15 protein-coding genes are annotated in these 20,407 nt (G+C 64.0%); 6 read left to right on the top strand and 9 right to left on the bottom strand.

Features of this window, described 5'->3' with window-relative positions; translation table 11 throughout:
- The first annotated feature begins 95 nt into the window (after positions 1–95).
- Entirely contained in the window at positions 96–989 is an 894-nt protein-coding gene (locus HUK72_RS05260) for a DMT family transporter (protein WP_176597754.1), read from the top strand.
- A gap of 196 nt (positions 990–1,185) precedes the next feature.
- On the opposite strand, the gene HUK72_RS05255 is transcribed toward HUK72_RS05260, so the two are convergent.
- The 7 genes from HUK72_RS05255 to HUK72_RS05225 are packed head-to-tail and all read right to left on the bottom strand — an operon-like array spanning position 1,186 to position 9,009.
- Positions 1,186–2,382, bottom strand: coding sequence for an acetyl-CoA C-acetyltransferase (locus tag HUK72_RS05255; protein WP_176595841.1), 1,197 nt, complete (start codon positions 2,380–2,382; stop codon positions 1,186–1,188).
- A 24-nt stretch (positions 2,383–2,406) separates the two neighbouring features.
- Complete coding sequence (locus HUK72_RS05250) at positions 2,407–3,561, bottom strand: acyl-CoA dehydrogenase family protein (RefSeq protein WP_176595840.1); 1,155 nt, start codon at positions 3,559–3,561, stop codon at positions 2,407–2,409.
- 25 nt (positions 3,562–3,586) lie between these two features.
- Positions 3,587–4,411: a MaoC family dehydratase N-terminal domain-containing protein gene (locus tag HUK72_RS05245; RefSeq protein WP_176595839.1), complete on the bottom strand. Its 825-nt coding sequence runs from the start codon at positions 4,409–4,411 to the stop codon at positions 3,587–3,589.
- Entirely contained in the window at positions 4,408–5,616 is a 1,209-nt protein-coding gene (locus HUK72_RS05240) for a CoA transferase (protein ID WP_176595838.1), read from the bottom strand. The genes HUK72_RS05245 and HUK72_RS05240 overlap by 4 nt, the downstream gene beginning before the upstream one ends.
- Before the next feature lie 6 nt (positions 5,617–5,622).
- Positions 5,623–6,639, bottom strand: coding sequence for an NADP-dependent oxidoreductase (locus tag HUK72_RS05235; protein ID WP_218036032.1), 1,017 nt, complete (start codon positions 6,637–6,639; stop codon positions 5,623–5,625).
- A 10-nt stretch (positions 6,640–6,649) separates the two neighbouring features.
- Positions 6,650–7,795 (bottom strand): acyl-CoA dehydrogenase family protein, encoded by a 1,146-nt coding sequence (locus HUK72_RS05230; protein WP_176595836.1) that lies wholly within the window; start codon positions 7,793–7,795, stop codon positions 6,650–6,652.
- Positions 7,796–7,827: 32 nt separating this feature from the next.
- Complete coding sequence (locus HUK72_RS05225; protein ID WP_176595835.1) at positions 7,828–9,009, bottom strand: acyl-CoA dehydrogenase family protein; 1,182 nt, start codon at positions 9,007–9,009, stop codon at positions 7,828–7,830.
- 267 nt (positions 9,010–9,276) lie between these two features.
- On the opposite strand from HUK72_RS05225, the gene HUK72_RS05220 reads away from it, so the two are divergent.
- Genes HUK72_RS05220 through HUK72_RS05210 form a run of 3 tightly spaced genes read left to right on the top strand, consistent with a single transcriptional unit; the run spans position 9,277 to position 12,121 of the window.
- Positions 9,277–10,503: a cytochrome P450 gene (locus HUK72_RS05220; RefSeq protein ID WP_176595834.1), complete on the top strand. Its 1,227-nt coding sequence runs from the start codon at positions 9,277–9,279 to the stop codon at positions 10,501–10,503.
- Positions 10,504–10,520: 17 nt separating this feature from the next.
- Complete coding sequence (locus HUK72_RS05215) at positions 10,521–10,712, top strand: ferredoxin (RefSeq protein WP_176595833.1); 192 nt, start codon at positions 10,521–10,523, stop codon at positions 10,710–10,712.
- A gap of 17 nt (positions 10,713–10,729) precedes the next feature.
- Entirely contained in the window at positions 10,730–12,121 is a 1,392-nt protein-coding gene (locus HUK72_RS05210) for a M20/M25/M40 family metallo-hydrolase (RefSeq protein ID WP_176597753.1), read from the top strand.
- A gap of 193 nt (positions 12,122–12,314) precedes the next feature.
- Here the strand turns inward: HUK72_RS05210 and HUK72_RS05205 are convergent, their stop codons facing one another.
- Both HUK72_RS05205 and HUK72_RS05200 read right to left on the bottom strand, forming a co-directional pair.
- A complete protein-coding gene (locus HUK72_RS05205) occupies positions 12,315–13,790 on the bottom strand; it encodes an aldehyde dehydrogenase (RefSeq protein ID WP_176595832.1) in 1,476 nt (491 codons plus the stop codon).
- Between the two features lie 10 nt (positions 13,791–13,800).
- Positions 13,801–15,069, bottom strand: coding sequence for an MFS transporter (locus HUK72_RS05200; RefSeq protein WP_176595831.1), 1,269 nt, complete (start codon positions 15,067–15,069; stop codon positions 13,801–13,803).
- Positions 15,070–15,592: 523 nt separating this feature from the next.
- Here HUK72_RS05200 and HUK72_RS05195 point away from each other — a divergent pair.
- Together HUK72_RS05195 and HUK72_RS05190 are read left to right on the top strand one after the other, a co-directional pair.
- Positions 15,593–18,646, top strand: a complete 3,054-nt coding sequence (locus HUK72_RS05195; RefSeq protein ID WP_176595830.1) for a TonB-dependent receptor domain-containing protein — start codon at positions 15,593–15,595, stop codon at positions 18,644–18,646.
- 320 nt (positions 18,647–18,966) lie between these two features.
- Complete coding sequence (locus HUK72_RS05190) at positions 18,967–20,310, top strand: UDP-glucose/GDP-mannose dehydrogenase family protein (protein ID WP_176595829.1); 1,344 nt, start codon at positions 18,967–18,969, stop codon at positions 20,308–20,310.
- Positions 20,311–20,407: the final 97 nt, after the last annotated feature.

Genomic DNA, 20,407 nt, shown 5'->3' with positions numbered 1-20,407 from the left:
CCTCTTCCCTTCATTACCGACTGGATTCTATACCAGTGTGCATAAATAAACCAATAGCAGCCTGAGTCTGAATGGCGATTGAAGAAGGATGCGCGATGGAAGGTGGGGTAGCGGAGGTGGCGCGGCGTTTCGGGCCGATGGGCATGATTCTGGCCCTTTTAGTGAATCTCATGTTCGCGCTCAACGTGATCGCCATGAAGGTGGTGGTGGATGCGACCGCGCCGCTGCTGTCGGTGGCGTTGCGCATGGGCGTCGTGTTCCTGCTGTGCGCGCCTGCGATCCGGCCGCTGCCGGGAAAGATGGGGTGGCTGGCGCTTTATGGTTTCCTGAATGGCGGGCTGTTCCTGTTGCTGCTCAATCTGGCGCTGTTCATGGCGACCAATGTCGGCGCGCTGGCGATTGCGGGGCAGTTGAGCGTGCCCTTTTCCCTGTTGCTGGGCGCCTTGTTGCTGGGGGAGAAGCTGAATGGGCGGAAGATTGCGGGGGTTCTCCTTGCCTTTGCGGGGGTGGCGGCTCTGGTGTTCGACCCGCATATCCTGACCGAAGTGCCCGCAGTCCTGGTGATGGCGAGCGCGGCGATGACCTGGGGCGGCGCGACGCTGGTGCAGCGCAAGCTGGTGGGCGTGAGCGTGATGAACGGGCAGGCATGGAACGGGCTGATGGGCGTCGTGACGCTGGCGCCCTTCGCGCTGATGTTCGAGCGGCCGGCGATCGCAGGGCTGGCGCATGTGGGGTGGGTGCCGGTGGCCTGGTTCGTCTTCACCTGCCTGGGGGCGACGATCATCGGGCAGGGGACGCTTGCCTGGCTGCTTCAGCGCTATCCGATCTCGACCATCATGCCGCTGATGCTGGCAGCGCCGGTGATGTCGACGGTGTTTGCGTCGCTCTATTTCGGGACGCCGATCACGGCGGTGATGATCGGAGGCGGGACGCTGGCGCTGATCGGGGTGACGATCATCGCGTTATCGCCGGATCGGAAGGAGGGGTGAGGCTTGGTGATGGATTTGGGGGGGTGGCCGACAGTCCGCTTTCCTTGAAATACGCCGTCCTTGAAGTGCACGTGCTCCTGCGCAGGCAGGAGCCCAGTCCCGCCCTTTGTGGACTATCGGACTGTCCGAACTGGGCTCCTGCCTGCGCAGGAGCACGGTGCGCTCAATGGCAGAGAATGGCCAAACAGACCGGCTATCAGGCCCGCTCGAACACCGCCGCCAGGCCCTGCCCGCCGCCGATGCACATGGTTTCCAGCCCATAGCGCCCATCGCGGCGCTGCAATTCGCGCAGCAGGTTGGCGAGGATTCGGCCGCCCGTCGCCCCGATCGGATGGCCCAGCGAAATGCCCGAGCCATTGACGTTCAGCTTATCCCGGTCATCCCAGTTCCAGCCCTTGAGGCAGGCTAGCACCTGCGGCGCGAAGGCTTCGTTGAGTTCGACCAGATCGATGTCGTTCCACCCAAGCCCATTCCGCGCAAACAGCCGCTCCACCGCCGGAACCGGACCGATGCCCATGCGCGACGGGTCGCAGCCCGCCGCCGACCAGCTATGCAGATAGCCCATCGGCTCCAGGCCGAGTTCGCTGAGCTTGTCTTCCGCCACCACGAGGCAGGCCGCCGCCGCGTCATTCTGCTGGCTGGCATTGCCGGCAGTGACGACGCCGCCCTTCTCGATAGGTTTCAGCAGCGCCAGCGATTCCGGCGTCGCGTCGGCGCGTATGCCTTCGTCCCTGGCGAACATCACGGGCTCGCCCTTGCGCTGCGGCACGGCGACGGGAACCAGTTCGTTGTCGAACTTGCCCGCTTCCCAGGCGGCGGTGGCGCGCTGATGGCTCATCGCGGCATATTCGTCGCAGGCTTCGCGGGAGATGTCGTAATCTTTGGCGAGGTTGTTCGCCGTCTCGATCATGCCGCTGATGATGCCGTAGCGCTCGATCGGCTGCGACATGACGCGGCCCCGCGTTAGGCGATCGTGGAACTGGGTCGAGCCCGAACGCGCGCCCCAGCGATGGTCCATCGAATAATATTCGACGTTCGACATGCTCTCCACGCCGCCCGCGATCACGATGTCCGCCGCGCCGGTCTGGATACGCATGGCGGCGTCGATCACCGCCTGAAGCCCGGAACCGCAGCGGCGGTCGAGCTGCACGCCGGGGATGGATTCGGGCAGGCCTGCCGCCAGCGCCGACCAGCGGCCGATGCAGGGCGCTTCGCCATTGCCATAGCCCTGGGAGAACACGACATCGTCGATCCGCTCGGGGTCGATCTTCGTGCGCTCCATCAGCGCCTTGATGATGACGGCGCCCAAATCGCCCGCCGAAAAGCCTTTGAGCGAGCCGCCATATTTGCCGACGGCGGTGCGGATGGGGGCGACGATGGCGGCTCTGCGCATGGCATTAAGTCCTTTGGATGGAAATCAACGGGCGGCTTCGGCCTGGCGGATCATCTGCTTGGCGATGATGGTCTGCTGGATCTGGCTGGTGCCTTCATAGATGCGCAGCAGCCGGACATCGCGATAGAAGCGCTCGACCTTATATTCGGCCATATAGCCGGCGCCGCCATAGATTTGCACGGCGCGGTCCGCGATGCGGCCGACAGCTTCAGATGCATGATATTTGAGCGCCGCGCATTCGAGGCTGACGGGTTCGCCCGCGTCGAACTTCGCTGCGACCGATTGCATCAGCGCTTCGGCGGTCAGCATGTCGACCTTCATATCGGCCAGCATGCCCTGGACGAGTTGGAAGTCGGCAATGCGCTGGCCGAACTGCTTGCGCTCCAGCGCGTAGGAGAGCGCCATGTCGATCAGCCGCTGGCACATGCCGAGCGAGACGGCCGCGATATGGATGCGCCCGCGATCCAGCACCTTCATCGCGGTCTTGAAGCCGCGTCCCGGCACGCCGCCGATGATGTTCTTCGCAGGAACCACCACATCGTCCAGGATGACGTCGGTGGTGATCGACCCTTTCTGCCCCATTTTCTTGTCGGGCTTGCCGAAGCTGATGCCGGGAGTGTTGGCGGGCAGGATGAAGGCGGAAATGCCCGCCGCGCCCTTCACATCGGGTTCGGTGCGCGCCATCAGCGTGAAGACGCTGGCGCGTGGGGCGTTGGTGATGAAGCGCTTGGTGCCGGTGATGCGGTAATTGTCGCCGTCCTTGATCGCCACCGTGCGCAGCGAACCGGCGTCGGAGCCTGCCTCCGGTTCGGTCAGGCCGAAGCTGGCGATGGCTTCTCCGGTGGCGAATTTGGGCAGCCATTCGCGCTTCTGCTCCTCGGTGCCGTCCATGACGATGCCCTGGCTGCCGATGCCGACGGTGGTGCCGATGACGGAACGGAACACGACCGAAGCGCGGGTGATTTCCCGGATGATCGCCGCTTCCTCCGCCATGGTGCAGCCCAGGCCGCCAAATTCCTCCGGCACGGAAAGGCCAAACAGGCCCATCTCGCGCATCTGCTGGATGATGCGTTCGGGGACAGCGTCGGCTTCCTCGACTTCATCCTCGGCGGGGATCAGCTTTTCCGCGACGAAGCGTTGGACGGTGGTGCGGAACAGGTCGAACGTCTCGGCGTCCATCTCGAAAAACTCCTCTCTCAGAACTTCAGTAAGCGACGTCCGCCACCATGGCGTCCATCCCATCGCAGCGAATGGCGCGGCAGCGGCCGCCTTCATCCTCGCGTAGCAGCACGCTTTGCCCCTGAAAGACCGGCGCGACGGCGCGGAAGGCAAAGCGGCTGGGTGCGCGTCCCCCGCCGCGGGCGTGGCCGAACAGCTTGGCGGCGGTGAAGGGGCCGTGGATGACCAGGCCGGGATAGCCTTCTTCGCCGGTCGCGTAGGGCAGGTCGTAATGGATGCGGTGGCTGTTGAAGGTCACGGCGGAAAAGCGGAACAGGTCGACCGTGGACGGCGTCCAAAGCGCGTCCTTTGCCTCGGCCGGAAAAGCGGCGGGGGCGATGGCGGGCGTCGGCGCGCCGGCGTCGCGATAGACGATGGTCTGCGTTTCCCGAACGCGTTCACTGTCTCCTTGGACGATGCGATGATCGACCGTCAGCAGGATCAGCTCGCCGCTGCGGCCGGATTTATGCGCGACATCCTGCACGGTGGAAATGCGGGTCGCTTCCCGGTCGAGCGACAAGGGGTCGCTGAACGCCATGTCGGATGCCGCGAACATGCGGCGGGGCAGGCTGACCGGGGGCAGGAAGCCGCCGCGCTTGGGATGGCCGTCCGGGCCGATCTGGTCGGCGGCGGCGACGGGCAGGAAGAAGGCCCAATGGGCGAGAGAAGGTTGGGCTTCCTCGACATTCAGCGGTTCACCGAGGGCGGCGGCGAAGCGGGTGAGCGCCTGGGCATCCAATATTTCAGTACGGCTCTCGGTCCTGCCGATCCAGGTGCGCCAATGGGCGATGTCGGCTTCGGTCACGGTCATGCCACCAGTCCCTCATCATGCAGCCGTCCGATGGCGCCGCTGTCGAGGCCCAGCACGGCGGCGAGCACTTCGTCGGTATGTTGCCCGAGTTTCGGCGCGGCGGCGACAGAACCACGCACTTCGTTCGCCAGCGTTCCGGCTGGACCGGAGGTGGGATAGCTGAGACCGCTCGGATGGGTGAGGGTCTCGAACAGCGGATTGGCGGTGAACAGGCGCGCATCGGTGGTCACCGCCTGATGCAGCGTCTGATATTCGCCCCAGGTGACGCCGCCCGCGTCGAAGGCGGGTTTTAGCGCTTCGGCCGTGCGGGTCGCAAAGGCCGCCTCGAACAGCGGGAAGAGGCGGGCGCGGTGGGTGAAGCGGGTACCTTCATCCTTGGCGAAGCTGATGCTCAGTTCCGTTTCGATGGCGCTGACCGCATCGCTGAGGTCCAGCGTCTTGAGCAGGCCGCTCCACTGGCGCGGCGTGATGGCGACGACGATCAGCCGCTTGCCGTCCGCCGTGACGAAATCGCGTCCGAAGGCGCCGAACAGGTCATTGCCCATGCGGGGACGGTCGCCCGCCGACAGCACTTCCGCCACCGAACCCAGATGCGACAGGCTGGACGCCGCCAGATCGGACAGCGGAACGCGGATTTCCGCGCCTTTGCCGCTAATCCTGCGGCGAAGCAGCGCCGATGTCATGGCGAAGGCGGCATAGGCTCCGCCCAGCAAATCCCACGCAGGCAGCACATGGTTGACTGGGCGCTCGTCATCGGCGGGACCGGTCATCTGCGGCACCCCTACCGCTGCGTTGATCGTATAATCGACCGCTGGCGATCCATCCGCCCAGCCCATCACCCGGACAGTGATGATGTCGGCGCGTTTCGCCGCCAGCGCTTCGTGGCTGAGGAACCCCTTCACCGGATAGTTGGTGAGGAACAGCCCAGCATTCTCCCCCGGCGCGGTCGCCAGCGCCACGGCCAGTTCGCGGCCTTCGGGACGGCCAAGGTCGATGGCGACGCTTTTCTTGCCCTTGTTCAACCCCTCCCAATAGAGGCTGTCGCCGCTGGGTGCGACCGGCCAGCGGCGATAGTCCGGCCCTCCGCCGATGGCGTCGAAGCGGATCACCTCCGCGCCCATCTGAGCGAGATGCAGGCCGCAGGACGGCCCGGCGATGAAGGCGGCGCCTTCCACGACGCGCAGGCCTTTCAGCAGTTCATACATAAGGCTTCACCCGCAAAATCTGACCAGCGTCCGGCCGATATTCGCGCCGGTGAACAAGCCCCAAAAGGCGTCCAGCGCCTTGTCGACCCCTTCATAGACCGTCTCCGCCGAAGCCATTTGCCCGGCGGCGTTCCAACCCGTCATCCGTTCCACCATTTCGGCTTCAAGGTCCATATGGTCGAGCGCGATATAGCCCTCCATGCGGATGCGCTTGGTCATGATCATGGTCAGGTTGCGCGGGACGACCGGCGCGTCGGTGACATTATATTGCGAGATCATCCCGCACACCGCGAAGCGCGCGAAATTATTCGCCAGCGACAGCGCCGCCTGCAAATGATCGCCGCCGACATTCTCGAAATAAACGTCGATGCCGGTCGCGCCGATGGCCTTCACTTCGCGGGCGAGCGCCTTGGTGAGATTGGCTTCGGCCTTGTAATCGATGGCGGCATCGACCTTCAGCACGTCGCGCAGAAAGGCGGTCTTTTCCGGGCCGCCTGCCGATCCGATCACCTTGCAGCCGATATTGCGCGCAATCTGGCAGGCGATGGAGCCGACCGCGCCGGAGGCGGCCGAGACGAACACCACATCCTCGGGCTTCAACTGCGCGATCCGCATCAGTCCGGCATAGGCGGTCAGCCCCGGCATCCCGGCGAAACAGAGCCAGGCCTGGGCGGGCAGGGCGCTTTTATCCCGCTGCTGGAGCGCGCTGGCGGGGGCGTTGAAGACCTCCCTCCAGCCCAACCGCGAAAAGACGAGATCGCCCGGCGCGAAGGCCGGATCGTTGGAAGCGATGACCTCTCCGATGGCTGGTCCCTCCATCGGCGCATCGAGCGCGAAGGGCGGGACATAGCTTTTGGCGTCGCTCATCCGCCCGCGCATGGCGGGATCGACCGCCATCCAGAGGTTGCGGACCTGCACTTCTCCCGGACCGGGAGGCGCTATGCCGACCGTGACGGTCGCGAAATCTTCCGCCACGGGCGTGCCGACCGGGCGGCGCTTCAATTGGATTTCACGCGATTGCATCATGCCCGCCTCAATAGCCATTGAGCCGCGCCCAGCGCTCGCGATGCCAGGCGGTCGAGCCATAGCATTGCGCCGCCACCCTGGCGCGCTTCAGATAAAGGCCCGCATCATGCTCATGGGTCATGCCGATGCCGCCATGAAGCTGGACCATCTGGGATGAGATGCCGTGCAGCGTTTCCCCCACGGTCGCCTTGGCCAGCGAGGCAAGAGCGGGGAGGTTTGGATCATTGGCGTCTATGGCGTCGAGCGCGGCCTCCACCGCCGAGCGGGCAAGCTGCAATTCCCCGAACATTTCCGCCGCGCGATGCTGCAAGGCCTGGAAGGAGCCGATGATCGCCCCGAACTGCACGCGGGTCTTGAGATAATCGAGCGTGGTGTCGAACGCCTGGCACGCATTGCCCAGCATCTCCGCCGCAAGGCCGATGGCCGCCCGGTCGAACAAGCTGTCGAGCAAGTCGGCGCCCTTGCCCACTTCGCCCAGCACGGCGTCAGCGCTCACCGTTACATTGTCGAACCTGAAGAGGGCGGGCCGCCGCGCATCGATCTGATCCAGCGCTTCCCGCGAGAGGCCGGATGCGCCGATTTCCAACAGGAACAAGGTGATGCCGTCCCGGTCGCCCGGCGCGCCACCCGTGCGGGCGGCGACGATGGCGAAGGTCGCGGCCATGCCGTCCTGCACCGGCCGCTTGACGCCGTTCAGTGTCCAACCGTCAGCCGCGGCCGTGGCCGCCAGCGCGATCTTCTCGCGCCCATGCTGCGCGCCTTCCTCCGCCGCCAGCGTGCCGATGGCCGATCCGTCGGCAATGCCCGGCAGCCAGCGCGCCTGCTGCGCGTCCGTGCCGCCCAGCCGCAGTGCGGAGGCCGCGACCAGCGCCGAACTCAGCAGCGGCGAAGCGCTCAATGTCCGGCCCAGTTCCTCCAGCACCAATCCCATGCTGCGATAGCCGAAATTGGACCCGCCATGCGCCTCCGGCACCAAAATGCCGGTCCAGCCCATCTGCGCCATTTCGGCCCAGGCCACCGGGTCATAGCCCTCCGCATCCGGCCGTCCGCCGCCGTCATGGCCATAGAGCGACCGCAGCGCCGTCACGGGCTGGCGATCGCGCACCCATTCCGCCGCCATGTCCTTCAGCATCTGCTGTTCTTCGTTCAGCATCCTCCCGATCCCATCCTTATTCGTCTCTTTTGTCAGGCCGGCAGTTCCAGCGTGCGCTTCGCCGTGATGTTGTTCTGGACTTCGTAGCTGCCGCCGTAGATGGAGAAGGCCTTGCTGTGCAGCCAGGCGCGTGTCGCTTCCTGTTCGGCGTCGGCGTAGGCATCGCCCGACCAGCCGAGGCCGTTCGCGCCCATCAGCTCGATCAGCAGTTCCGCCCGCTCCTGGATGATCCCCGACCAGAGATTCTTGAGAGCCGAGACGCCGTTGCTGGGGCCGCCGCTTTTCGCTTCCCGCGTCAGGCGCGCGACCGTCGCCAGATAGGCTTCGTGCCGCATGGCGTTGCGCACCATGCGCGCCCTCAGGTCCGGATTGTCCACCCGCCCCAGCACGTCCGTGCCGCAATATTCATGAGCCAGCGGGGCCAGCGGCGTGATTTCCGCCTTCACGTCCGACAGGCTGTTGCGTTCGAACTGGAGCAGGCGCTTGGCGATGGCCCAGCCCTGATTGACCTCGCCCACCAGATTGCCCTTGGGCACCTTCACGTCATTGAAGAAGACCTCGCAGAAATGAGTCGATCCGCTGATGAGGACGATGGGGCGGGTTTCGATCCCTTCGGATTTCATGTCGACCAGCAGGAAGCTGATGCCGCCCTGCTTGCGGCTCGTGTCGGTGCGGACGAGGGCGAAGCACCAGTCGGCCTGATCGGCGCCCGATGTCCAGATCTTCTGCCCGCTGACCTGCCAATGGTCGGCCATGTCGATGCATTTGGTCTGGAGCGAGGCGAGGTCCGACCCAGCGCCCGGCTCCGAAAAACCCTGGCACCAGCGCCGTTCATTGGTGGCGATAAAGGGCAGATGCTCCAGCTTCTGTTCCTCTGTGCCATATTCTAGCAAAGTCGGGCCAAGCATCATCGTGCCATAGCTGCGGATCGGGTTGAAACCGCCGATCGCCGCCAGTTCCTGACCGATGATCTTGCCATGCGCCTCGGTAAGCCCCGCGCCGCCATAGCGCGCTTCCCAGGTGGGCACGCCCCAGCGCTTTTCCGCCATGCGTTCGCGCCACAGGCACCAGTCGGCATTGGATTCCGCCGCATGCCGGTCGCTGACGAAATGGATGGATGGGGCATTGGTCAGCGAAGGCGGGAAATTCGCCCTCAGCCATGCGCGCGCTTCCTCCCGGAATAACTGCGCTTCCATTCCCTCCAACTCGGCCATGCATCCCGTCCCTGTTTTGCGCGAAGGCCATTGGCCCACGATGGAGGCATCCCGCTTCCATGACCGAATCCTTATGCCAATTCTGCACCGCTGGCTAGGTATAAATTGCACCATAGGATAAAATTGGTGCCAATCCGCCTTCATCATGGCTGCGATGGTTGACAGGCCCGTATAGCGGCATAAACTATACTCAAATGCAAAATTGACAAGGGCTGCCGCCGCCGTGGGCGATTCGCGGGGGTGTGGTCCGCATAGGAGAGCGCGCATATGGAAACCTTTGCGACCCAACCGATTCCGGCCCATGTTCCGCCGGCCATGGTGGGGGATTTCAGCCTGTTTTCCTCGCCCGGCATGCAGCCGACGCCCAATGGCGATCCGCAGGCGGCGGCCGCCGTGGTGCATCAGGGGCCGCGCATCTTCTATTCCCCGGTCAACACCCGCGACGGGCGCGGCACCTGGGTCATCACCCGCGCGCAGGATCAGCGGAAAGTGTTGCAGGATCCTGAAACCTTCTCCAGCCATCGAAGCATCTTCGCCTCGGCGCTGGGCGAGAGCTGGCCGATGATCCCGCTGGAACTGGACCCGCCGGAGCATGGCAAGTTCCGCTCGCTGCTCAATCCGCTGCTGTCGCCCAAGCGGGTGATGGCGCTGGAAAGCGCGGTGCGGGAGCGGGCGGTCTTCCTGATCGACAGGATCGCGGCGGCCGGCACCAGTTGCCATGTGATGGAGGATTTCGCCTTTCCCTTCGCCGTGAATATCTTCCTGCGCTTCCTGGGCCTGTCGGACGACCGGCTGGACGAATTCGTGACCTGGGCGAATGAACTGCTGCATGGCGACAATGTCCAGCGTCCTGCCGCGGCGCGCACCATCATCGCCTTTATCGACGAACTGTCCGCCGAACGGCGCAAGCGGCCGGTCGACGATTTCATGTCCTTCCTGGTGCAGTCGAAGATCGATGACCGGCCGCTGACCGATATGGAAATTCGCGGGACCGGGGTGCTGCTGTTCATCGCGGGACTGGACACGGTGGCGGCCGCCATCGGCTTCGACCTCAACTATCTGGCGCGGCATATGGACGACCAGCAATTGCTGCGCAGCGATCCCTCGCGCATCGTGCTGGCGGCGGAGGAATTGCTGCGCGCCTATCCGACCGTTCAGATGATCCGCGTGGCGACCCGGGACATCGATTTCGAAGGCGCGCCGATCCGCAAGGGCGACTATGTGTCCTGCGCGACGATGATCGCCAATCGCGATCCGCTGGAATTCCCGCATCCGGAGAAGATCGACCTGGCGCGGGAGGATAATCGCCACACCGCCTTCGCCTATGGCCCGCACCGCTGTCTGGGATCGCACCTTGCACGGCGGGAGATTGTGGTGGGGTTGGAGGAATGGCTGAAGCGCATTCCCGCTTTCCGCATCAAGGAAGGGACCGCGCCCGTCACTTTCGGCGGGCATGTGTTCGGCATCGAAAATCTGGTCCTCGACTGGTCCTGAGGAGGAGGGACGTTCCCATGAAAATCATCGTGCACAATGACAAATGCCAGGGCCATGCGCGTTGCTGGGCGATGGCGCCCCATATCTTCGAACTGGATGATGAGGGCTATATCAAGCCCGGCGACATCGACGTGGCGGAGGCGGATGAGAAGCTTGCCTGGAAGGGAGCGAAATCCTGCCCGGAACGTGCGCTTGAAATCCAGAAGTGAAGGGCGTTCATAGGGCGCTGGCGGCGGCGCTTGTCCTGGTTACGGGGCAGGGCGCGGCCGCAGTGCCGTTGCGCGTCGATCAGGCGGCTTTTCGCGACATCTACCGGGAACTGGTGGAGACGGACACCAGCGCGCCGGCCGGAAGCTGCACGCTGGCCGCCGAGCGGATGCTGGCGCGGCTGAAGGGGGCAGGCTTCGGCGCTAGTCAGGCGGAGGTCTTCGTGCCTGAGGGGCGGCCGAAGGAAGGCGGCCTGATCGCCCGCATCGACGGCAGCGATCCCAGCGCCAAGGCCATGCTGCTGGTCGACCATATCGATGTGGTTGCAGCGCGGCGGGAGGATTGGCCGCGCGATCCCTTCAGGCTGGTCGAGGAAAATGGCTATTTCATCGGGCGCGGGGTGATTGATGACAAGGCGCTTTCGGCTATCTGGATCGACAGCCTGATCCGGATGAAGAAGGAGGGCTTTTGGCCCAAGCGCACGATCAAGGTGGCGCTGACCTGCGGCGAGGAAAGCGGGGAGGCGGTGAATGGCGTCGACTGGCTGCTCCAGCATCGGCGCGACGCGGTGGAGGCGGGTTTCGCACTCAACGAGGGCGGCTATGGCATCACGGACGCGAACGGCAAGCCAGTCGCGCTCTATTTGGCCGTGGGGGAGAAGCATTCGCAGAGCTTCACCATCGAAGCGCGCAATCCCGGCGGCCACAGCAGCAGGCCCCGCCCGGACAATGCGATCTACGATCTGGCCGACGCGCTGACCGCGATCCGCCGGTTCAGCTTTCCGATCCGGCTCAACGCCACCAACCGGGGCTATTTTACCCGAATGGCGCCCATCGTCGGCGGGGATATGGGGCAGGCGATGGCGGCTCTGGGCAAGGGCTCGACCGATGGCGCCGTGGTGGCGAAGGTGACGAGCGATGTCACCTATAATGCCATGCTGCGCACGACATGCGTCGCGACGATGGTGGAGGCAGGGCATGCGATCAATGCCTTGCCGCAACGGGCGAAGGCGACGATCCAATGCCGCCTCTTCCCCGGCGAGAAGGTCGAGGGTGTCGAGGCGCAGTTGCGTAAGGCGATCGGCAATCCGGCCATTGCCCTAAGCCGGGATGGTGGCAAGGGAGAAGCGGTCGCCGTCCCGCCGCCGCTTGATCCGGCCATCGTCGGCCCGGCGGAGGAGGTGGCGCGCAAGCAATTTCCCGGCATTCCGGTCGTGCCCAATCTGCTGACGGCGGGGACGGACGGGCGCTATCTGAGTGCGGTTGGTATTCCGACCTATGGCGTGCCGGGCATATTTCTCGATCCCGATGGCAATGGCGCGCATGGCGTCAATGAGCGCATCCGGGTGAAGAGTGTCTATGAGGGACGGGATTATCTCTACGCGCTGATCAAACGTTATGCGGGACGGTGAATGGGGTGGGAAGTTGCCCTCACTATAGCCGTCATGCTGAACTTGTTTCAGCATCCATCGTGCCCCACGGACGGCGGAATGTGGGGAGAAATGGATGCTGAAACAAGTTCAACATGACGAATGAAATTAAGGGCAGTTATGTCCTAAACTGGCCAATCGTCGCCAAAACCCCCATCCCTTCGTTCCATCCCGCCTAAGTCCTGATCCACACCCCTTTGGTCTGCAAATAGGCGTCGATATGCTCCGCGCCGCCTTCGCGCCCGAAGCCGCTCATCTTGTAGCCGCCAAAGGGGACGGCCGGGTCCATTGCGAAATAATGATTGACCCAGATCGATCCGGCCCGGATGCGCCTCACGGCGGTCATGGCCTTGCCGATGTCCTTCGTCCACACGCCACCCGCCAGGCCGAAGCGCGTCGCATTGGCGCGGGCGATCACCTCGTCGAAATCGTCGAAGGGCATGATGCAGGAGACGGGGCCGAAAATCTCCTCCCGCGCGATCCGCATCTCATCCTTCACATCGGCAAAGATGGTGGGCGCGACCCAATGGCCCTTGTCCAGATCGCCGCCAGTGACGCGGCTGCCGCCCGTCACCAGCCGCGCGCCTTCCTGCGGGCCAAGGTCGAGATAGGAGGAGACTCGAGCATATTGCTTGGCCGACACCAGCGGGCCGATCTGCGTGTCGGGGTCCAGGCTGGGACCAACCTTCAACGCCTTCGCGAAGGCGGCGATGCGCTGGACCATTTCCTCATAGACGGGCCGCTCCACGAACAGCCTTGTGCCCGCCGCGCAGACCTGCCCCGAATTGTTGAACACCCCCATCGCCGCCGCTGGCGTCGCCATGTCGAGATCGGCGTCGGCAAAGATGATATTGGGCGACTTGCCGCCCAGTTCCATCGTCACCTTCTTCACCGTCCCGGCGGAGGCGGCGATGATCCGCTGACCGGTCTCGCAGGAACCGGTGAAGGCGATCTTGTCGACATCGGGATGCGCCGACAGCGCCCCTCCGGTTCCGCCCGCGCCGGTCACGACATTGACGACGCCCGGCGGTACGCCCGCCTCCAGGCACAATTCCCCGAAGCGCAGTGGACTGAGCGAGGCATCCTCGGCGGGTTTCAGGACGATGGTGCAGCCGGTCGCCAGTACCGGCCCGACCTTCCACGCGGCGCTGAACAGCGGACCGTTCCAGGGGATGATCGCGCCCACCACGCCCACCGGCTCGCGCAGCGTGTAGGATAGCAAGTCGACCGGGAAGCTGTTGGACAAAGTCTCCCCATGGATCGCCGTCGCCGCGCCGGCAAAATGGCGCAGCGAACGTTGCAGCATACCCCGCAACCCACGAGCCGCCGTGATCGGGCGGCCCATTTCGATGCAGTCGAGCAGAGCGAGGTCATCGAACTCCGCGTCGACCAGATCGGCCAGCTTCAGCAGCACCGCCTGACGTTCGGCCGGTTTGAAACGGCTCCATGGCCCCTCAAAGGCGGCGCGGGCGGCGCGGACGGCGCGGTCCACATCTTCCGCGCCCGCCAGCGCCAGTTCGGCCACCAGTTCGCCGGTCGATGGGCTGAAGCTCTGGAACGTTTCACCCGACAGGGCGTCGACTGGCTTGCCGTCGATCAGCAGCTTTTTGGGCTTGCCGTCGATGAAGGCGGGGCGGCGGGTCTCGATCATAGGATCATCCTCAAACAGAAGCTTCATGGGCGCGCCGCATCGAGGCGCGACCGAAGGCAAAGAGAAACGCGGCGGGCAGCAGCACGCAGAACACGCTGATGACGAGCGACAGGCCGACCTTCATCTCGTCGCCCAGCAGCTTGTCGGTGACCAGGCCGATGAATGCAGGTCCGCCCGCCATGGCGATCAGGCCCGACGCCAGCACATAGAGCGCCGACACGCGCCCGCGCAGATATTGCGGCGTCACCACCTGCACCGTCGCCGGTCCCATGCTGGAGGTCGAAAGGATGAGCGCCATGAAGCACCAATAGCAGGCGACGGTGGCCCAAGGGCTGCTCACCAGAAAGGCGGCGATGCCGAAGGGGGCGGCGGCCAGCACCGTAAACAGGCACCAGAAGAGATGCGCGTCGCGCTTCCCCCGGCGATAGAGCCGGTCGACGGTCCAGCCATGGATGGGGATCATCGCCGCCGCCCCGATCTGGGCCAGGCCGATCACCGGCCCGATACGTCCCGGCTCCCAGCCATGGACCCGCGCCAGATAGACCGGAGTCCAGAGCTGGAAGCCGATGGTTGCGGCATAGGCTAGGCCGAAACCGACGAAGGTGGCCAGATAGAGCGCCTTATATTGGCGCATGAACGCCCAGGCCTCGCCATAGCCAGCGCCCGCGCTGATCGCCTTGCGCCGGGGCGGCTCGCGGAAGACGAAGACCAGGAAGGCCAGCAGCATGCCCGGCGCGCCGGTCATGATGAAGACCTGCTGCCAGGGCTGCAACAGGCCGAAGACTGGCCAGACGGCGGGTCCGGCCTTCATCGCGGCGGCGACGATCGGTCCGCCGAACAGGAACACGATGCCCGCGCCCATCACGCCGCCCATGATGAAGACGGACATGGCGAGCGAAACCTTGTGCGGCGGGAAGCTGTCCCCGACCACCGAATAGCTGCCGGTGCCGAAGCCCGACTCGCCCGCGCCGACCCCCGCGCGCGCCATGGCGAGCGCCGCGAAGCTTCCGGCGAGGCCGCAACTCGCCGCCGCGATGCTCCACACCGTCACCGACAGATAAAGCACGACTCGGCGGCTGAACCGGTCCAGCGCCATGCCCAGCGGAATGGCGCACAGGCAGAAGAGGATGGCGAAGGCCGGTCCTTGCAACAGGCTGATCTGCAGGTCCGACAGGCCAAGGTCTTTTTTGATCGGTCCGACCATTAAGGCCATGATATTTCGGTCGGTCAGTGATAGGATGTAGAGCAGAAACAGGATCGCCACGGTCAACCAGCCCATCGGAGGCGACGGATAGGCGGCCTGTTCAGGGAGAGGGGGCGCGATGTTGGCTTCAGCATCTCCGTGCGTGCTACCTGAGCCAGACGATGGCGCCATCGTCGCGGAAATCCGTGTCATGGTTGCGCGACCCCATCGACGATGGCGCGCGCTGGCTGACGATCATGCGGCAAGGACACTCTCCATAGCTTCTGGCCATATCTTCCGGCCCTGTTCCGTCCGGCGGCGATCCGCCGGCGCGTCGCCGTTCACGCGTTATAACGCACATTTTTGCACAGTGGGTCAATATATGTTCGTGACGCGGGCATTGGATGCGTCGCGCCGCCGTCGCCGCGCGCGGGAATTTCGCTGAAGAATTCAGGGAGGAAGGAGGGGCCGGGTCTTTCCAATAAACTTTTCCCACTGGTGCAAAATTTGTTGACATCGGCGCTCGGTGGGATAACTATAAAAGTGCACACGGGGATAATAATGATCAAGCCGGGTGACATTGCCCGGTCAAGATCGTGCAGGGAGAGGAAAAGGAAAGATGACGAAGAACAATCTGTTCATCTCGTCGCTGGCCGTCAGCGCCAGCATCATCGCAATGGCCGTGCCCGCCTTGGCGCAGGAAACGGCCGCCGCGGCCCCCGCTCAGGAAGGGACGGCGCCTCAGGCGGCCGGGCCCGCGAGCAACGCCGACATCGTCGTTACGGGTTCGCGCATCGTGCGTGACGGCTATACCGCGCCGACTCCGGTGACGGTCGCATCGACAGAGGAACTGGCCAAGACGACGCCGTCCGGCGTGGCCGACGCGCTCAACAAGCTGCCGCAGTTCAACAACTCGCTCAGTCCGTCCAAATCGGCCAACAACTTCTCGAACCTGCCGATCCACGGCAATGTCCTGAACCTGCGCGGCTTGGGTACGCCCAGCAACAACCCGAAGGGGCCGCTGCGCACGCTGGTGCTGTTCGACGGCATGCGCGTGTCGCCCACCGAATATGTCGGCACGATCGACACCAACGTCCTACCGCAATTGCTGATGCAGCGCGTCGACGTGGTGACGGGTGGCGCTTCGGCGCAATGGGGGTCGGATGCGGTCGCAGGTGTCGTCAACTTCATCCTCGACAAGAAGTTCACCGGCTTCAAGGGGCTGGCCCAGGCCGGCGTCGACCAGCGCGGCAATAACGGCAATCAGCGTCTGGGCGCCGCCTTCGGATCGGATTTCGCCGGGGGCCGGGGCCATGTGCTGCTGAGCGCGGAATATTCCAATAGCGAAGGCATGTTGCGGCAGGATCGCAGCTTTTCGACGCAGGGCTATAATTTCGTCGGCAGCGTGACGACGAGCTGCGGTCCTTCGGCAAACGGCCAGCAGCGTACTTGCACTGCCGCGCCGGGCACCGCCGCCAATCCCTATACCATCGCCTCCGACGTCCGCATTTCCGCGCTGGCGGCCAATGGCCGTATCGTGGGCTCAAGCGTGACGGGCAATCCGTTCGTGGGCCGGGTCATCAACAATGATGGCACGACCCGCGCCTTCAGTCTGGGCACGGCGGTGGGCACCACCGGCTTCCAGCAGGGCGGCGACGGCTACAAGATCCCGAACGACACCAATGCGATCGCGCCGCTCACCAATTATAACGGCTTCGGCCGGGTCAGCTATGAACTGACCGACAATATCACGGCCTTCGTCCAGGGCGTCTATGCCCGCAGCAAATATCATTATTTCACCCAGGGCAATTCGCTGATCCCGGCGACGGAATCGGCGCGCATCTACAAGGGCAATCCTTATCTCTCAACGGCTTTGGATTCGGCTCTCACTGGCGCGAACGACTATTATGTCGTGGGGCAGCAGGATGCTGGCCAGCCCAAGCCGATCGCCTATGAAAAGACCGATTACTGGACCGCGACAGCGGGCCTGACCGGCAAGTTCGCGGACTTCAACTGGCAGGTCACCTATAATCATGGCGACTCCAAGCACTCGATGGACAATGTCGGGCTGTACAACAATCAGAAGCTGTATGCGGCGTTGGATGCCGTTCGTAACCCGGCTAATGGCCAGATTACCTGCCGCGTGCTGCTCAATCCGGCCTATGCCTCGCAATTTGCGGGCTGCCAGCCGCTCGACGTGATGCATGGCGATCCGTCCAAATCGACTCCGGCGGGCTATGCATACGCTACCGGCACGTCGAGCTATCGCGCGCGCTTCAAGCAGGATGCATTCGCGGCCAATATCAGCGGCAGCCTGTTCGAACTGCCTGCCGGCCCGGTCGATATCGCCGTCGGCGTCGAATATCGTCGCCAGACGCTGAATCTGACCAGCAATGCCGATCCGGCGCTGCTGCTGACCGATGCGCAGAAGGAAGCCTATTTCGCTGGGCTACGGGGGATTCCACGGGTGGAAACCGCCCTGCTTCCCTATCCGACCGGCCCGATCAACACGTTGGCCTACTGGCTGACCAATGTCGGTGGCAGCCACGGCAAGCTGAACGTCAAGGAAGCCTATGCCGAAATCGCGGTGCCGATCCTCAAGGATACGCCCTTCTTCCAGGAACTGAGCGTCAACGGCGCGATCCGCGTGACCGACTATTCGACATCGGGCACGGTGAAGACGTGGAAGGCGGGCGCAACCTGGAAGCCGGTCGACAGCTTGTTGCTGCGCGGCACCTATTCGCATGACATCCGCGCACCTAATCTCTACGAACTTTATGCAGGTCCGCAGAGCGGCATCGGAATCGTGAACGACGTCAGGAACGCGGCTGGGACTTATGGCAGCGGCCAGAACGTCAACGCCAATACGCTTACGGTCGGTAATCCCAATCTGAAGCCTGAAGTCGCCAACACCTACACCTTCGGCACGGTGTTCACGCCTGAATTCCTGCGCGGTTTCTCGGCCTCGATCGACTATTATCATATCAAGGTCGACAAGTTGATCGACTCCCTGTCGGCGCAGCAATTGCTGACCAACTGCCTGAATGCTGGCGGGTCGGGCGTTGTGGAGTGCACCCAGATCGACCGCGCGTCGCCAACGACTTTCCCGACGCTCGTCCATCTGGTGCCGCAGAACATCGCCTTCCTGAAGACGGCGGGCATCGATTTCGACTTCACCTATCGGACCGCCGTGGGTGATGGCGGCCTGGGCGTTCGTCTCTACCTCAACTATCTCGACAAGTTCGACGCCCAGCAATATGCAGCCGCGCCGATCGCTCATTATGCGGGCGTCAGCGTCGTCACCAGCAACCCGCAGGGCTTCCCGCGCTGGCGCGGCAATCTGACGGTCGATTACACCAACGGGCCGTTCGGCATCACGATTGGCGAACAATATATCGGCAAGATGCGGCTGGACATTCCGGGTGGCACGACGCCGATCCAGTTCGTCGATCCGAAGGTCAAGCCGGTCTGGTACACCGACCTGACGCTGCGCTACACCATTCCGCATGGCGACGGCGGCAATTTCGAGTTCTTCACGACGGTCAACAACCTGTTCGACAAGGACCCGCCGCTGATCCCCGGCACCGTTCCGGGCGTCAATCCGCCGACCAACATCGCGGTGTACGACATTGTCGGCCGCGCCTTCACGGCGGGTGTGCGCGTCAAATTCTGATCGGCTCTTCGGGGCGAGGACGAAAGGGCGGAAGCAGCGATGCTTCCGCCCTTTTTCTTGGCTTAAGCCCCTGATCCGCGCCCATATGTGTTCTGGGAGCGGCGGGCTGCGTTGCATCCATGCTGCGCCAGGCGGTATGCTGCGCTGCGTCAACAGCCGGCTGGTTCCGGCATAAAGGGACATCAGGCTCGCTCGCCTGGCGTCCAACCCATGATGAGGGATGAGGGTCCGTGCATCCGGGTTTTCCGGAACGGATTCGTGCGTCCATCTATCATCGGTGGACCGCCGGTCGAGAAGCCGTTTGAAGAAGGAGAATAGAGATGCGGATCGTTATGACCGGATCAGGCTATGTCGGCCTGGTCTCCGGCGCGTGTTTCGCGGATTTCGGCCATGATGTCATCTGCGTGGACAAGGATGCGCGCAAGATCGAGTTGCTTCAGGGCGGCGGCGTGCCGATTTATGAGCCCGGCCTAGCCGATCTGATCGCCCGCAACGTCAAGGCGGGGCGGTTGACCTTCACCACCGATCTCGCCGGATCGGTTAGTCAGGCCGATGTTGTGTTCATCGCCGTGGGCACGCCCGCCCGCCGGGGTGATGGCCATGCCGACCTCAGCTACGTCTATGCCGCCGCGCAGGAAATCGCATCCAATCTGAGCGGCTTCACCGTCATCGTCACCAAGTCCACCGTTCCGGTCGGTACGGGCGATGAGGTCGACCGGATCATCCGCGAGACCAATCCGGATGCGCAGTTCGCCGTCGCCTCCAATCCCGAATTCCTGCGCGAAGGCGCGGCAATCCAGGATTTCAAGCGCCCCGACCGCATCGTCGTCGGCATCGAGGACGAACGCGCCCGCCCAGTGATGGAGGAGGTCTATCGGCCGCTTTATCTCAATCAGGCGCCGATCCAGTTCACTGGGCGCCGGACCAGCGAGCTGATCAAATATGCCGCCAACGCATTCCTGGCGATGAAGATCACCTATATCAACGAGATGGCCGACCTGTGCGAAAATGTCGGCGCGGACGTGCAGCAGGTGGCACGGGGCATCGGTCTGGATAACCGGATCGGTTCAAAATTCCTGCATGCCGGGCCGGGCTATGGCGGCTCCTGCTTCCCCAAGGATACGCTGGCGCTGGTCAAGACGGCGGAAGATGCGGGCGCGCCCATCCGCCTCATCGAAACCACTGTGGCGATCAACGAAAGCCGCAAGCGAGCCATGGCGCGCAAGGTGGTGGCGGTATGCAACGGTTCGGTGCGCGGCAAGACGATCGCGGTGCTCGGCCTGACCTTCAAGCCCAATACCGACGACATGCGCGATGCGCCGTCGCTCTCGATCATCCAGGCCTTGCAGGATGGTGGCGCGCAGGTGCGGGCCTATGATCCGGAGGGGATGGATGCGGCGAAGGCGATGTTGTCGAATGTGGAGTTCTGCCAGAACCCCTATAGCGCCGCCGAAGGGGCTGCGGCGGTCGTCATCGTCACCGAATGGGATGCGTTGCGGGCACTCGATCTGCCGCGCCTGAAGAATATCATGAGTGGCGACGGGTTGGTCGACCTGCGCAACATCTACCGGCCGGAGGTCGCGGAGGCCGCGGGCTTCACCTATGTCAGCGTCGGTCGTGGCGCTACGCCGGAGTTCGAGGAACTGGTCCAGGCAGCGGAATAAGCCGCCGCCCGAATTACCCCCCCCCTCTCGCGCCGGCGGGAGGGGGTTTTCTATTCTATCGGCGGGTGGTTGCCGCCATGGCGCGCATCTTCTTTCG

The organism is Sphingobium sp. 15-1 (assembly GCF_013375535.1).
Classification (GTDB): domain Bacteria; phylum Pseudomonadota; class Alphaproteobacteria; order Sphingomonadales; family Sphingomonadaceae; genus Sphingobium; species Sphingobium aromaticivastans.
The sequence above is the reverse complement of the archived record's forward strand: the minus strand, read 5'-3'. Positions and strand labels throughout refer to the sequence as shown.

What these genes read in the sequence shown, in the direction of transcription:
- HUK72_RS05200 (WP_176595831.1), bottom strand. Translation starts at nt 15,069, where the DNA reads ATGGGCTGGTTGACCGTGGCGATCCTGTTTCTGCTCTACATCCTATCA.
- HUK72_RS05230 (WP_176595836.1), bottom strand. Translation starts at nt 7,795, where the DNA reads ATGCTGAACGAAGAACAGCAGATGCTGAAGGACATGGCGGCGGAATGG.
- HUK72_RS05260 (WP_176597754.1), top strand. Translation starts at nt 96, where the DNA reads ATGGAAGGTGGGGTAGCGGAGGTGGCGCGGCGTTTCGGGCCGATGGGC.
- HUK72_RS05190 (WP_176595829.1), top strand. Translation starts at nt 18,967, where the DNA reads ATGCGGATCGTTATGACCGGATCAGGCTATGTCGGCCTGGTCTCCGGC.
- HUK72_RS05255 (WP_176595841.1), bottom strand. Translation starts at nt 2,382, where the DNA reads ATGCGCAGAGCCGCCATCGTCGCCCCCATCCGCACCGCCGTCGGCAAA.
- HUK72_RS05250 (WP_176595840.1), bottom strand. Translation starts at nt 3,561, where the DNA reads ATGGACGCCGAGACGTTCGACCTGTTCCGCACCACCGTCCAACGCTTC.
- HUK72_RS05215 (WP_176595833.1), top strand. Translation starts at nt 10,521, where the DNA reads ATGAAAATCATCGTGCACAATGACAAATGCCAGGGCCATGCGCGTTGC.
- HUK72_RS05235 (WP_218036032.1), bottom strand. Translation starts at nt 6,639, where the DNA reads ATGCAATCGCGTGAAATCCAATTGAAGCGCCGCCCGGTCGGCACGCCC.
- HUK72_RS05220 (WP_176595834.1), top strand. Translation starts at nt 9,277, where the DNA reads ATGGAAACCTTTGCGACCCAACCGATTCCGGCCCATGTTCCGCCGGCC.
- HUK72_RS05205 (WP_176595832.1), bottom strand. Translation starts at nt 13,790, where the DNA reads ATGATCGAGACCCGCCGCCCCGCCTTCATCGACGGCAAGCCCAAAAAG.
- HUK72_RS05245 (WP_176595839.1), bottom strand. Translation starts at nt 4,411, where the DNA reads ATGACCGTGACCGAAGCCGACATCGCCCATTGGCGCACCTGGATCGGC.
- HUK72_RS05225 (WP_176595835.1), bottom strand. Translation starts at nt 9,009, where the DNA reads ATGGCCGAGTTGGAGGGAATGGAAGCGCAGTTATTCCGGGAGGAAGCG.
- HUK72_RS05240 (WP_176595838.1), bottom strand. Translation starts at nt 5,616, where the DNA reads ATGTATGAACTGCTGAAAGGCCTGCGCGTCGTGGAAGGCGCCGCCTTC.
- HUK72_RS05195 (WP_176595830.1), top strand. Translation starts at nt 15,593, where the DNA reads ATGACGAAGAACAATCTGTTCATCTCGTCGCTGGCCGTCAGCGCCAGC.